Genomic DNA, 12,722 nt, shown 5'->3' with positions numbered 1-12,722 from the left:
GGAAAATACTGTGCTCAGGTTATATCGTAAACCAAATAAGGGGTTAGTGGGTGTCGATATTAGTTCGACAACTGTTAAATTATTGGAGCTCTCTGTAAAGAACGGTAGATATTGGGTTGAAAGTTATGCCGTGATGCCATTGCCTGAAAATAGCGTGGTGGAAAAAAGCATTTTGAACCCAGAGGCGGTAGGTGATGCACTTGAGAGAGTGGTAAACCTCGCCAATCCACATACCAGCAATGTCGCAATTGCGGTACCAACTTCTATGGTGATTAATAAAATCATAGAGATGGACGCTGATATGACGGATGAAGAGCGTGAAGTTCAAATTCGTATGGATGCTGAGCAATATATTCCGTTCCCATTAGATGAAGTGAGTCTTGATTTTGAGGTTTTACCCGATCGATTGGTCAATCAGAATCGGGTAAATGTCCTTCTCGTTGCCACACGTACTGAGAATGTTGATACGCGTGTAGAAGTGCTTGAGCTTGCTGGATTAGCTGCAAAAACAGCTGATGTTGAAAGTTATGCAATGGAGCGCGCTTTTAGTGTGTTTTCGGACACATTGCCGATGGGGGCAAATACCGTTGGCATCTTAGATATCGGGCATACCATGACCACGCTATCTGTGATGCAAAAGGGCAAAATTATCTATACACGTGAACAAGTCTTTGGTGGGCGACAGCTGACCCAAGATGTTCAAAGTCGCTATGGTTTGTCATTTGAAGAAGCAGGGCGCGCCAAAAAAGAAAGAACGCTTCCAGATGATTATGACATCGAGGTGCTCGAGCCATTTTTAGATGCCGTGGTGCAACAAGCAGCGCGTTCACTGCAATTCTTTTTTTCATCCTCTCAATTCAACGAGATCGACCATATTTTGCTTGCTGGGGGGAATGCCAATATTCCAGGCCTTGCAAAGTTATTACAACAAAAACTGGGTTACCGAGTAACGATTGCCAATCCATTTTTACAAATGGGTTTTTCTCCACAAATCGATATTAAAAAAATTGAAAATGATGCTTCCTCATTGATGGTTGCATGTGGTTTGGCATTGAGGAGTTTTGATTAATGGCAAAGATTAACTTACTCCCTTGGCGCGATGAGCTAAGAGAACAAAGAAAGAAACAATTTGTCGCATTTTGTGTTGGGGTGGCTGCATTAGGAATTGCATCTGTATTTACAGCGTGGATGTATTTTGATCATAAACTGAATGATCAAGAGCAAGCCAATCAGTTCATTGTCAGTACCAATCAAAGTTTGGATGTACAGCTCAAGTCTTTAGAGGGTTTGCAAGAACGCCGCAATGCCATTATTGAACGAATGAAGTTGATTCAGGGCTTACAAGGACAACGTCCAGTGATTGTACGTTTAGTTGATGAGCTGGTTCGTGTGACGCCACCAACCATGTACATCACTAAGTTTACGCGAACTGGCGATAAATTCAGTATCGAGGGCAAGGCGGAAAGTCCAAATACTGTTGCTGAGTTGCTGCGTAATTTAGAGGCATCTCCTTGGTATCGTAATGCCTTTATGAATTCATTTTTGGCAGCAGAAGAGAAAAAAGATAAAACAGTAAGCTCTTTGGTTCCTCGTGTCGAAGAGAATTATGGAAGTTTTGTGGTCACTGTAGATTTGGGTGAAATCGGTACAGCTATTGTCGCCGATCCAGCGTCAGAGACAGCAACATTAGGGACAGCGGGGGTGACACAATGAGTCAAGATGAATTAAATGATCTTAATCAAGACAGTGTTGCTGTAAAGAAGAAAAAAATGACAGTAGAGCAATTCTTCCAACAATTTAATACCTTGGATATGAATAACTATGGCAGTTGGCCACTCTCTGTCAAAGTGACTTGTTGGATTTTTATTCTTTTAGCTGTCGCTGCATTGGGTTATTTTGTGGTGGTGCAAAAGCAATTGGAAACCATTGCCAATGCACAAGCACGAGAACAAAGCTTGTTGAATGAGTTTAAAGAAAAAGAATCTAAGTTGCGTAATTTGCAGCAGTACCAAACGCAATTACAAGAGATGGAAGCGAATTTTAATCAGCAACTAGAGCAGTTGCCGAAAGAAACAGAAATTCCAAGTTTGGTCGAGGATATGAACTTAACAGGCGTAAATTCTGGTCTGAAGTTTAAAAATATCCGTTTAGAACAAGAAATTAAACAAGAGTTCTTTATTGAGCAACCTATCAGTATGGAAGCGACGGGTGATTACCATGCTTTCGGTGCTTTTGCGACAGGTATTGCAGCGTTACCGCGCATTGTGACTTTGCATGATTTTACCGTGGAAGCAAAAGCAGATACCCAGAAAAAATCCGATATTCCAGTGGTTAGCTACACTGTGAAAGCAAAAACGTATCGTTATGTTGGTGTTGATGATCAGGCCGCTATTGATGCGACAGCTCCATCTGCTCAAGGAGGACAGCGCTAATGAACCATTATAAGTTAATACTGGGCCTGTTTATTGGTTTTGGGTTGGTGGGCTGTGATTCTCGTATTGATGCGGTGAGTCAAAAAATGGCGGAAATTCGTAATCAACCGCCTTTACCAATTGAGCCCGCACCTATATTTACCCCAGTACCTTTATTTAATTATTCAGCGCATCAGCTAAAGAGTCCTTTTATGCCAAGCTCTTTGGCGGCTGAATTAAAGATTATGGCAGGTAAGCGTGTTTATCCAAACTTCAATCGTCAACCACAGCCTTTAGAAAGCTATGCGTTGGAATCTCTGAATATGAAAGGAAGTATGCGTGGTCGAGTAAATCAGACCATTGCATTAATCCAAACACCAGATGGGCAGATTGAGCGCGTACAAGTGGGCAGTTATTTGGGGATGAATCAGGGGCGTATTATTAAAATTAGCCCGACTCAGATCGACTTGGTTGAAATTGTACCTGATGGACGAGAAGGTTATGTTGAAAGACCGAGAACACTCGTTTTAATTGGACCAGCGCCGTAAGATTAAGGGAATAACAATGAAAAAACAGTTTAAAGATTCTTTATTTGGGGAAGCGAAGACCATGAATCATGCATTCCGTCAATTTTCTATGGGTGCTGTCGCTATAGCTGTGATGCAGGTTGCATCAGCACAAGTCAGTATGACTAATATTGTGCCAATGAGCTTAGCTGATCAGGGAACTGAAATCCGTGTCATGTTTAATGGTTTGCCGCCACAACCGCAGGCTTATCAGCTCGAGCAACCTTCACGTCTGATTTTAGATTTTGATAAAGCACAACAGTCTTTAAAGCAGACATCGATTCCTGTATCGACCAAAGAAGCCAGTTCCGTCGAAGTTGCTGCTGACGATCAGCGTTCTCGTGTGATCGTCAATTTGAAAGATGCAGGGGCGTTTACAACACGCGTTGAAGGCAATACCTTTGTTTTAAAAATAAATTCGGCACGTCCAGCGGCTGCAACGACAGCACCAGTTGCGGCTCGTCAAGCACAACAAGGTGTTTCCAATATTGGCTTTCAGCGTGGAAAACAAGGTGAAGGTTTGGTTGTGATTGATTTATTGGGAAGTAATACCCCAGTAGATGTACAACAACAAGGCAGTAAAATCGTGGTACGAACCATGGGGAATAAGATTCCAACCCATCTCGCACGCCGCTTAAATACCAATGATTTTGCGACACCTGTTGCTGGAGTTGATGCGTATAACGATAAAGGCAATGGCGTGATCACCATTCAGTCCGCAGGAAGCTATGAATACATGGCTTATCAAGCAGAGAATAAACTCACGATTAGCCTAAAGCGTCCTGAAGATAAATCACCATTGCGAGCAAAATCACAAGCCTATACAGGCAATAAGATTTCTTTGGATTTCCAAGATATCGAAGTGCGTCGCGTACTACAGTTGTTGGCTGATTTTACCAATATCAATATGGTCGCTGCAGATACGGTACAGGGCAATATTACCCTACGTTTGAAAGATGTTCCATGGGATCAAGCGCTCGATATCGTGTTGAAAACCAAAAATCTTGATAAACGCCGTAATGGAAATGTGATCTGGATTGCGCCTGTTTCAGAGCTGATCAAAGCGGAAGAAGAAGAAGCGAAAGCCATTGCACAAAGTGTGAAGCTTGCGCCGATTCAATCCGAATATATTAAACTCAGTTATGCCAAAGCTGCAGATATTTTAAAGTTAATCGAAGAGTCTCGTGATGGTAAGGGCGGCGTCTCAAACCGTACTACGAACTCTGACTCATTGGCTTTGGAGAGTTTGCTCAGTTCTCGTGGCAGTGCAGTCGCAGATGTGCGTACCAATACCTTGATCGTCAATGATACTGCGCTCAATATTGACAAAATTCGTAAGATGGTGGATTTGTTAGATGTATCAGTCAAACAAGTCATGATCGAAGCACGTATCGTCAGAGCGAGTACAGACTTTACCCGAGAGATGGGGGTGAAGTGGGGAATCTTGTCACAAGGTGTCACTCGAAATAATGACTTGTTGGTGGGTGGTAGTGATACCACGCTATGGAACCTTAGAAAGCCTGAAAAAGACAGTGATACAGGTGGTTGGAAATACGAGATTGAACGTCCAGACAATTTAAACGTAGATTTGGGTGCGACCACCGCTGGTGCAAGTCGTATCGCTTTTGGCTTAATTAGCCTATCTGACTTTATGCTTGATCTCGAACTTTCAGCCGTTCAAGCAGATGGTTATGGTGAGGTGATTTCAACACCAAAAGTCATGACTGCGGATAAACAACCTGCGAAAATTGAATCAGGAACTAAAATCCCTTATTCATCCTCGACGGGTGCTGGTGCAAATGCTGTGCCTAAAACAGAATTTATTGATGCGACATTGAGCTTAGATGTGACGCCGAGTATTACCCCAGAAGGTAAAGTCATGATGAAGCTCAACATCACTAAAGATGCGCCAAGTAATCCAACACCAACGGGTCAATTGACGATTAGTAAGAACTCGATTGATACTAATGTCTTGGTTGATAACGGCGAAACTGTTGTTCTTGGTGGGATTTTTGAACAAGAAAATATTAGTTCACAAATTAAAGTTCCATTCTTGGGTGATTTACCGTATGTCGGCCGTCTTTTCCGTCGTGATTTAAAAACGGATAATAAACGTGAACTGCTTATTTTTGTGACGCCGAGAATTGTTAATGACACTTTGACGAGAAATCATTAATATATTTTCAATAATTGCAATTAATATAGGTGGCGCATTGCCAAGCAAAGCGTTTGAAACCCTACCAAATATTTATTTGGTAGGGCCAATGGGGGCAGGAAAAACAACGGTTGGTCGACATTTAGCAGAGCTGTTAGGACGTGATTTCATTGATAGCGATCATGAGATTGAGCGTAAGACAGGAGCCACTATTCCATGGATATTCGAAAAAGAAGGGGAAGTGGGATTTCGTTTGCGTGAAACCAATGTTTTGAACGATCTCACTGCCCGTTCTGCACTTGTGTTAGCGACAGGTGGCGGTGTTGTCACACAACCGAGCAATCGAGAATTTTTAAAACAACGCGGCATTGTTGTTTATTTATATACGCCTGTAGAACTTCAACTACAGCGAACCTATCGCGATAAAAATCGTCCATTATTACAAGTAGACAATCCCGAACAGAAACTGCGAGATTTATTGACCTTGCGCGATCCTTTGTATCGTGAAGTTGCAGATTATATAATCGAGACAAATCAAGGTGCAGCAAGAGATTTAGCGCAGCGCATTCTACAGGTTATTTTATCTAAACAAATTAAGTAATTCTCGAGTTGGTTTTAATTATGCAAACGTTATATGTTGAGTTAGGTGATCGTCGCTATCCGATTTTTATTGGAAGTCATTTGGACCCTAAACAATTACTTGAACCTTATCTACATGGGCGGCAAGTAATGTTGGTGTCAAATACCACGGTGGCGCCGCTTTATTTGCAGCATTATGCGGATGCATTAACTCAACTCGATAAGCAAGTTGCGCAATGCATCTTGCCTGATGGTGAGCAATATAAAAATATTCAACATTTAAATTTAATTTTTGATGCCTTATTGGAAGCTGGATTTAACCGTGATTGTACGGTTTTGGCATTAGGTGGTGGTGTGATTGGGGATATGGCCGGTTTTGCCTCTGCGTGTTTTCAGCGTGGGGTGAATTTTGTACAGGTTCCGACTACCTTATTGTCACAAGTTGATTCAAGTGTCGGCGGGAAAACAGGGATCAATCATCCCTTGGGCAAGAACATGTTAGGTGCTTTCCAGCAACCTCAAGTGGTACTGGCTGATATGGCACAGCTCGATAGCTTGCCCGATCGTGAACTTTCAGCAGGTCTTGCTGAAGTGATTAAATATGCTTTATTGGGCGATGTGGATTTCTTATCGTGGTTAGAGCAAAACATGGATGCGTTGGTTGCCAGAGATCCAAATTTACTTGCAGAGGCAGTTTATCGCTCATGTGCGCATAAGGCTAGAATTGTTGCCAATGATGAAAAAGAACAAGGCGAACGGGCATTACTTAATTTGGGTCATACCTTTGGCCATGCCATTGAATCGTATTTAGGTTATGGCGTGTGGTTGCATGGTGAAGCGGTTGCGACGGGTATGGTGATGGCGGCAGACCTATCTCATCGTCTCGGTTGGATTTCGACCGAAGATCTGCAACGTACAAAAAAAATCATTCAACGTGCTCATTTACCGATATTATGTCCAAAAATTCCACTGGATGAATTTTTGGCTTACATGTCGCATGACAAAAAAGTCTTAAATGGCCAACTGCGCTTAGTTTTGCTTGAGAAATTAGGGCAAGCCATAATTACAAAAGATTTTGATGTTGAGCTTATGAAGCAAGCTATTTTAGCAAATCAATCTGCATAATGAATTACGAAAGGAAAGCATCGCTGTGTCACGATCAATTTGGCAAAATATTCAACAATATAGCTGGCTGGTTTTTGCACTGGCTTGTTTAATTGCCGCATTGATATTTTGGGCTGTTACTGATAGTGATGCCTTGGTGGAAGTCGAGCAGCCATCTAAAATTGAAGTACCCGTTCAGATACAGCCTGAGAAAGTTGCTGCGACAACGCATTTGGGTGCACTTGCAGATGCGGTGCGACCTTTAGATCTTACCGCCCGAGTTGTTGTAACCAATGAACATACCCCAGAGTTTCGGGGCACTAAATTTGTCAAAGACAATCAGCGTCAGTGGGTGATGGAGATTTTCCGTAGTTCAAACGAGGCGATCATCAAAAACTTTTTGTTGAATCGTGCTGATCGCAAAAAGTTCATTTATTTCCGTTTGAGTGGTCAGGATCAAGTCGAGCAATATGTTTTGGCTTATGGGGTGTTCTCTAGTGCAGAGGATGCAAATCGCCAGTTTTCTCAATTGAACTTGGCACTTCCTGAGTCTATTCAACCAAAGGCTCAGCGACTTTCGACCTATGCCGATTTAGTCAATGATTTAGGTGCTGATGAAATGAAATTGGCGACCAATCAGCTTTATGCAATTCAGTTAAAACCAGCCGCGTTACCTCGGGTTGATGAGTCTTTGTTGATGGGCAGTTCATCAGCAACGACGCCATCGGTGAATAGTGGCGCAACCAGTGCATCGACAACAGTTAAAACAACAGTGACCCAGCGTGATGCACAAGGCAATGTGGTCAGTGTTCAGCAAAATCATTCCACACCTCCCGCACCTTCAAATGCTGAAAAAATAAAAGAAAATTCAGATACTTCAAGACGAGAAATCAGCGACCCATTTAATTAGCATCGCACCACAATGGTGCTTGCTGATTCTTTTTGTGGCATTTAGCTTCTTTGTGGTGCAATTATGCTCATTGTGTGATCACTCTTCATCATTATAATTTAAACTTATTTTAATTTTTTTAATGATTTAGTAAATTTATGCTTAATTGGCATGTTTTTTGCTATTTTGTGGTGCTGTTTTGTCTACTCCTCATCTTTCTGTGTGCTAAATGGTTCATTAATTTAGTGAAATGGAAAGTTTTCTGCTTTACAAAGCCTTGCTAAGGTGTAATAACTGAAAACACTTTATATGGTAAATGCGCTGATTCTTGGAAAAGAAAGGCGTATATTGCAAATCCGCCAGTAAAAATGTTTTCGCGAAGCATTGAACTTTATGTGAGTTAATCGGCAATATCGCAGAAAATGAATTGATTGTTTGTTGCTCGAAAGAGCCATGTTTAAAGAAGGGTACGCTATGCACATGCCATCGCCTAATACTGTAGCTCCCGCTCAAGGTTTATATCAACCTGATGAGTTTAAGGATAACTGTGGCTTCGGTTTGATCGCCCATATGAAAGGGGAATCAAGCCATCATTTAGTTGAAACCGCGATTCACAGTTTAAGTTGCATGACGCACCGTGGTGGTATTGCCGCTGATGGTAAGACAGGAGATGGGTGCGGATTGTTATTGGCTATGCCGAAACAATTTTTCCGTGATGAAGCGCTGAAACTCGGAGTAAACCTAACAGAGGTTTTTGCTGCGGGTACCGTATTTTTAAATATTGATCCTGCGCTTGCTCAGAATGCAAAGAATATTCTCAATAAAGAAATTGAAGCTGAAGGTTTAAAGGTTGCAACATGGCGTGTTGTACCAACCAATAACGATGCTTTAGGTGAAATTGCCTTGCAGTCTTTACCTGTTTTTGAACAGATTCTCGTGAACTGTCCAATGGGTGTCACTGAAGTTGAATTTAACCGTAAGCTTTTTTTAGCACGTCGTCGTGCAGAACAACAATTACATAATGATCCATTATTTTATGTCACCACATTGGCGACAACAGTGATTACCTATAAAGGTCTGATGATGCCAGCAGCGATTGCTGACTTCTATACTGACTTGGCTGATGAGCGTTTGACTTCACATATTGTGGTGTTCCATCAGCGTTTCTCGACCAATACTTTACCGCGTTGGCCATTGGCTCAACCGTTCCGTTATCTTGCGCATAATGGTGAGATCAACACGATTACTGCGAATCGTAACTGGGCATTGGCACGTACTCCAAAATTTGAAAATCCTTTATTGCCGGGTTTAACTGAATTGAATCCGATTGTGAATCGTACAGGTTCGGATTCTTCAAGCCTAGACAATATGCTAGAAATCTTGGTGGGCGGTGGCATGGATTTATTCCGTGCACTGCGTATGCTTGTACCACCAGCATGGCAAAACGTTGAAACTTTAGATGCTGATTTACGTGCTTTCTATGAGTTTAACTCGAAACATATGGAAGCGTGGGATGGCCCAGCAGGTTTAGTGGTTCAAGATGGTCGCCATGCGATCTGCATGCTGGATCGTAATGGCTTACGCCCAGCGCGTTGGGTGATCACTAAAAATGATTACATCACCTTGGCTTCTGAAATTGGGGTATGGGATTACCAACCTGAAGATGTTGTATCGAAAGGTCGTGTCGGTCCAGGTCAAATCCTCGTTGTCGATACCTTGACAGGTAAAGTCCTTGACACTAAAGATGTCAGCAACCACCTGAAAAACATGCGTCCATACCGTGAGTGGTTGCGTGATCATTCTATTCGCTTGAAAGCAAATCCAGAGCTTGAAGAGCAACTTATTGATCAAGGCTTAACAGGTGATGCATTAAAAGCAGCGCAAAAAATGTTTATGGTGACATTTGAAGAGCGCGATCAACTATTACGCCCAATCGCAGAAAGTGGCCAAGAAGCTGTCGGCTCTATGGGGGATGATACCCCAATGGCGGTATTGTCACGTCAAGTACGCCATGTCTCTGATTACTTCCGCCAACAGTTTGCGCAAGTGACCAATCCACCAATCGATCCATTACGTGAATCAATTGTGATGTCATTGGAAACTTGCCTTGGCCGTGAACAAAATGTGTTTGAACAAGGACCTGAGCATGCTGACCGTATCATCATCGCCAGTCCTGTATTATCAAACGCGAAGATGCAATTGCTACGTGATGTTGAAAAAGAACGTGACGGCTACGCAGTTGTAGATATTGATCTGAACTATGCTGAAACTGAAGGTTTGCAAGCAGCGATTACGCGTATTTGTGAAGAAGCTGCTCAAGCAGTGCGTGACGGTAAAACGCTGATTGTATTAACGGATAAATACTTCCGTGAAGGCTTCTTGCCTGCAAACTCAGCATTGGCAACAGGTGCGGTACACCATCATTTAATCAAGACTGGTTTGCGTACTGACGCGAATATTTTGGTTGAAACAGGTTATGCGCGTGATCCACATCAATTTGCAGTGCTGCTTGGTTTTGGCGCAACCGCGATTTATCCATATTTAGCTTATGACGTGATCAATGATTTGATTGCCAAAGGTGAGTTGTTGGGTGATCCAATCTACGCACAAGCAAATTTCCGTAAGGGAATCGAGAAAGGTTTACTCAAAGTTCTTTCTAAAATGGGAATTTCGACCGTTGCTTCTTATCGTGGTGGTCAATTGTTTGAAGCAGTTGGTTTATCCTCAGAAGTGGTGGATCAATGTTTCCTTGGCGTACCAAGCCGTATTCAAGGTGCAACGTTTACAGATTTAGAGAAAGACCAGAAAAAATTGGCGATCACTGCTTGGCAGCATCGCAAGCCAATTGATCAAGGTGGTTTGCTCAAATTTGTATTTGGTAAGGAATACCATGCCTTTAACCCAGATGTAATTAACACCTTACATAAAGCAGTTCGTTCGGGTCAGTACCAAGACTTTAAAGAATATGCAGAGTTAGTCAATAATCGTCCAATCGCAACGATCCGTGATTTATTCAAATTAAAAACCACCAATCCAATTGCGTTAGATCAAGTTGAAAGCATTGAAGAAATTCTGCCACGCTTTGACTCGGCGGGTATGTCTTTAGGTGCATTATCACCAGAAGCACATGAAGCGATTGCGATTGCAATGAATACCATTGGTGGTCGTTCAAACTCGGGTGAGGGTGGTGAAGATCCTGCGCGTTATGGCACGATTCGTAACTCGAAAATCAAACAAATTGCATCAGGTCGTTTTGGTGTAACACCGGCCTATTTAACCTCTGCGGAAGTGTTGCAGATCAAAGTGGCACAAGGTGCAAAACCGGGTGAAGGTGGTCAGTTACCGGGTGGTAAAGTGAATGGCTTAATTGCGCGTTTACGTTACTCAGTTCCGGGCGTGACTTTGATTTCACCACCACCGCATCACGATATTTACTCAATTGAAGATTTATCACAATTGATCTTTGACTTGAAACAAGTCAATCCACAAGCAATGGTATCGGTGAAACTGGTTTCTGAGCCGGGTGTCGGTACGATTGCAGCGGGTGTGGCAAAAGCATACGCAGACTTTATTACCATTTCAGGTTATGACGGTGGTACCGCAGCATCGCCACTTTCATCTATTCATCATGCGGGTTCGCCATGGGAATTGGGTTTAAGTGAAGCGCATCAGGCTCTTCGCGTGAATGATCTGCGTGGTAAAGTCCGTGTGCAAACCGATGGTGGTTTGAAAACAGGTCTTGATGTGATTAAAGCTGCGATTTTAGGTGCGGAAAGCTTTGGTTTTGGTTCTACCCCAATGATCGCGCTTGGTTGTAAATACTTGCGTATTTGCCACTTAAATAACTGTGCAACGGGTGTTGCAACGCAACAAGATCATTTGCGTGAAGAGCATTACATTGGCGAGCCACAAATGCTGATTAACTTCTTCAAGTTTATTGCTGAAGAAACACGTGAATTGTTGGCTGCTTTAGGTGTTGCGTCGCTGAAAGATTTGATTGGGCGTGTTGATTTGCTTGAAGTTATTTCGGGTGACACTGAAAAGCATGCACATTTGGATTTGAGTGCACTATTAACCTCACATCCATCGGCTGAAGGCAAAGCACAATATTGCCAAGTTCAAGGCAATGCACCTTTTGATAAAGGTCTATTGGCTGAACAAATGGTGGCAGAGATGTTGCCAGCGATTGAGGCGGGCACTGGTGGTTCATTTAACTTCAGAGTCGGTAACTGTGATCGCTCGATTGGTGCACGTATTTCAGGTGAAATTGCCCGTCGTTACGGCAACTTGAGCATGGAAAGTAGCCCAGTGGTGATGAATCTTGTCGGTACGGCAGGTCAGTCACTGGGTGTCTGGAATGCGGGTGGTTTGCATATCAAACTGGAAGGTGATGCCAACGACTATGTCGGTAAAGGTATGGCGGGTGGTTGTGTATCGATCTTCCCACCAAAAGGTTCACCGTTCCAAACACAAAATACGGCGATTATTGGTAACACCTGTTTATATGGTGCGACTGGCGGTAAAGTCTTTGCTGCAGGTACTGCGGGTGAGCGTTTTGCAGTGCGTAACTCAGGCGCTTTTGCGGTGATTGAAGGTGCGGGCGACCATTGCTGTGAATACATGACTGGCGGTGTCGTGACTGTACTGGGTAAAGTGGGTCATAACTTCGGTGCAGGTATGACGGGTGGTTTTGCTTATGTACTCGACCTTGATAATGACTTCGTTGACTACTACAACCATGAACTGATTGACCTAAATCGTATTTCGACTGAGGCGATGGAAGATCATAAAGAATATTTATTGCGTATTCTTGATGAGCATATCCAAGAGACAGGTAGTGCTTGGGCCTACAAGATCCGTAATGAGTTCGACTTCTATAGTCGTAAATTCTGGCTAGTAAAACCAAAAGCTGCTAATTTGCAAACGCTTTTGAAAAAGACTCAAGCCGATCCACAATAATTCTACGACTGCAAAGACATAGGCAGGTGCAAGCGGTGAATGACATCGCTGCGCCTACC

Annotated in this window: 9 protein-coding genes; all 9 read left to right on the top strand. The window is 42.9% G+C overall.

Annotated features, from left to right (window positions below; genetic code table 11):
* The first annotated feature begins 10 nt into the window (after positions 1-10).
* The 9 genes from J2Y37_RS05160 to gltB all read left to right on the top strand — a co-directional run bounded on the left by J2Y37_RS05160 (position 11) and on the right by gltB (position 12,663).
* On the top strand, positions 11-1,069 hold the full coding sequence (locus J2Y37_RS05160) for a pilus assembly protein PilM (protein ID WP_004673217.1): 1,059 nt from the start codon (positions 11-13) through the stop codon (positions 1,067-1,069).
* Positions 1,069-1,713, top strand: a complete 645-nt coding sequence (locus J2Y37_RS05155) for a PilN domain-containing protein (protein ID WP_349032100.1) — start codon at positions 1,069-1,071, stop codon at positions 1,711-1,713. Before J2Y37_RS05160 ends, J2Y37_RS05155 begins: the two co-directional genes overlap by 1 nt.
* A complete protein-coding gene (locus J2Y37_RS05150; RefSeq protein ID WP_349032099.1) occupies positions 1,710-2,432 on the top strand; it encodes a type 4a pilus biogenesis protein PilO in 723 nt (240 codons plus the stop codon). The genes J2Y37_RS05155 and J2Y37_RS05150 overlap by 4 nt, the downstream gene beginning before the upstream one ends.
* Positions 2,432-2,959 carry a pilus assembly protein PilP gene (locus tag J2Y37_RS05145; protein ID WP_004673211.1) on the top strand — a complete coding sequence of 176 codons (528 nt, stop codon included), beginning with the start codon at positions 2,432-2,434 and terminating at the stop codon, positions 2,957-2,959. The genes J2Y37_RS05150 and J2Y37_RS05145 overlap by 1 nt, the downstream gene beginning before the upstream one ends.
* A gap of 16 nt (positions 2,960-2,975) precedes the next feature.
* Positions 2,976-5,153, top strand: a complete 2,178-nt coding sequence (gene pilQ, locus J2Y37_RS05140; RefSeq protein ID WP_349032098.1) for a type IV pilus secretin PilQ — start codon at positions 2,976-2,978, stop codon at positions 5,151-5,153.
* A 37-nt stretch (positions 5,154-5,190) separates the two neighbouring features.
* The gene (gene aroK / locus J2Y37_RS05135) at positions 5,191-5,733 is read left to right on the top strand and encodes a shikimate kinase AroK (protein WP_004673207.1); all 543 of its coding nucleotides are present in this window, start codon (positions 5,191-5,193) and stop codon (positions 5,731-5,733) included.
* Between the two features lie 20 nt (positions 5,734-5,753).
* Complete coding sequence (gene aroB, locus J2Y37_RS05130; RefSeq protein ID WP_349032097.1) at positions 5,754-6,836, top strand: 3-dehydroquinate synthase; 1,083 nt, start codon at positions 5,754-5,756, stop codon at positions 6,834-6,836.
* A gap of 25 nt (positions 6,837-6,861) precedes the next feature.
* The gene (locus tag J2Y37_RS05125) at positions 6,862-7,725 is read left to right on the top strand and encodes a hypothetical protein (protein ID WP_349032096.1); all 864 of its coding nucleotides are present in this window, start codon (positions 6,862-6,864) and stop codon (positions 7,723-7,725) included.
* Positions 7,726-8,178: 453 nt separating this feature from the next.
* Positions 8,179-12,663 (top strand): glutamate synthase large subunit, encoded by a 4,485-nt coding sequence (gene gltB, locus J2Y37_RS05120; RefSeq protein WP_349032095.1) that lies wholly within the window; start codon positions 8,179-8,181, stop codon positions 12,661-12,663.
* The last annotated feature ends 59 nt before the right edge of the window (positions 12,664-12,722 follow it).

Origin of the sequence: Acinetobacter sp. 3657, assembly GCF_031456775.1 — a bacterium.
Lineage (GTDB): Bacteria > Pseudomonadota > Gammaproteobacteria > Pseudomonadales > Moraxellaceae > Acinetobacter.
This window is presented reverse-complemented; position numbering and strand designations above follow the sequence as displayed.

Excerpts from the sequence above, each read along its gene's own strand:
- J2Y37_RS05155 (WP_349032100.1), top strand. The coding sequence starts at position 1,069 with ATGGCAAAGATTAACTTACTCCCTTGGCGCGATGAGCTAAGAGAACAA.
- J2Y37_RS05150 (WP_349032099.1), top strand. The coding sequence starts at position 1,710 with ATGAGTCAAGATGAATTAAATGATCTTAATCAAGACAGTGTTGCTGTA.
- J2Y37_RS05145 (WP_004673211.1), top strand. The coding sequence starts at position 2,432 with ATGAACCATTATAAGTTAATACTGGGCCTGTTTATTGGTTTTGGGTTG.
- pilQ (WP_349032098.1), top strand. The coding sequence starts at position 2,976 with ATGAAAAAACAGTTTAAAGATTCTTTATTTGGGGAAGCGAAGACCATG.
- aroB (WP_349032097.1), top strand. The coding sequence starts at position 5,754 with ATGCAAACGTTATATGTTGAGTTAGGTGATCGTCGCTATCCGATTTTT.
- gltB (WP_349032095.1), top strand. The coding sequence starts at position 8,179 with ATGCACATGCCATCGCCTAATACTGTAGCTCCCGCTCAAGGTTTATAT.